Origin of the sequence: Paractinoplanes toevensis, from assembly GCF_018332695.1 — a bacterium.
Classification (GTDB): Bacteria; Actinomycetota; Actinomycetes; order Mycobacteriales; family Micromonosporaceae; genus Actinoplanes; species Actinoplanes toevensis.
This window is the reverse complement of the sequence record NZ_BOQN01000226.1, coordinates 1-1,279: the sequence shown is the minus strand read 5'-3', so window position 1 is coordinate 1,279 and position 1,279 is coordinate 1. Positions and strand designations below refer to the sequence as shown.

At 61.1% G+C, this 1,279-nt stretch carries 2 protein-coding genes; both read right to left on the bottom strand.

The genetic code is table 11. The annotated features are described in order from the left end of the window. Window positions 1–39: 39 nt before the first annotated feature. Window positions 40–912, bottom strand: a complete 873-nt coding sequence (locus tag Ato02nite_RS50810) for an IS3 family transposase (protein ID WP_213013946.1) — start codon at window positions 910–912, stop codon at window positions 40–42. Between the two features lie 7 nt (window positions 913–919). Next, entirely contained in the window at window positions 920–1,210 is a 291-nt protein-coding gene (locus Ato02nite_RS50805) for a transposase (protein ID WP_213013945.1), read from the bottom strand. Between the last annotated feature and the right edge of the window lie 69 nt (window positions 1,211–1,279).

Genomic DNA, 1,279 nt, shown 5'->3' with positions numbered 1-1,279 from the left:
TGACCTTCCCCCCGTAGCCCGGACACCCAGGGTGTGGGGTCAACGGTCGTGATCAGACGGGGTTTGGAGCTGTTCGAAGTCGATGGGACTGTGCATTCCGATACCGGAATGACGTCGTGTCGGGTTATACCAGCATTCTATCCATTCGAAGATGGCGTTGGCGAGTTCGTCACGGGTGTTCCACTCTTTCGAGTCGAGGACCTCCAATTGCAGGGTTCCCCAGAATGACTCCATCATCGCATTGTCGTAGCAGTCACCGACACTACCCATAGATCCCAGGATTTCCGCTCTCTGCAGTCGTTGCCCGAAACGCCAGGACGTAAATTGACTCCCGTGATCGGAATGCAGGATCGTTTGCTTGCTGACGGGCTCGCGACGTAAGACTGCCATGCCGAGCGCGTCGAGGACCAGTTCGGTTTTCATGTGTTCGGCGATGGACCACCCGACAATTCTGCGGGAAAAAGCGTCGAGAACCGCAGCGCAGTACAGTTTCCCTTCGCCGGTCCGGTGTTCGGTGATGTCGGTGACCCACAGCCGGTCCGGGCCGGTGGCGACGAACGTGCGGTCCACCAAGTCCTTGAAGGGTTCCGCGTGCGGGTCCCGGAAAGTGCAGCCGTGCCGGCGCCGCCGGTAGAGACCCTGGATCCCGGCCTGGCGCATCAGCCGGGCCACCCGCTTCTCGTTGACCTTCCATTCCATGCCCATGGTCAACTCGGCGTGCACACGAGGCGAGCCGTACGTTCCCCGCGATTCTTCATGAATTTTCTGAATATGTTTGAGGAGGATCTCGTTGTCGGTGTCCCGCGCCGAGGGTGGCCGGTCTTTCCATTCGTAGTAGCCGGAACGGGATACGTCGAGTAATCGGCAGGCCACCGCGACGTCGAGATGGTCGTCGGCGAGTTCACGGACCAGCCGATATTTACTTTGGGAGGACGTTCTCCCGAGCGAAAAACGCCGCGGCTCGTTTCAGGATCTCGTTCTCCACCTCGAGCTGCCGATTCCGGCGGCGGAGTTCGGTGAGTTCTTGCTTCTCCCCACTGTTCAAACGATCGGGCCGGCCGCCGTCGTCGGTGTCGGCCTGGGCCAGCCAATTACGCAGACAGGACTCCGAGATCTGGAGCTCTCTGGCGATCTGACCGATCGGTTTGGTGCCGGCGCGGGCCAACGAGACGGCTCGCTGCCGGAACTCTGCGGGGTGAGGTGCGGGCATGGACGGGATCCTTCCTCGGATTCCGTCGACCACCTCACCCTCGGTGTCCGGCAAACCGGGGGAAGCTCA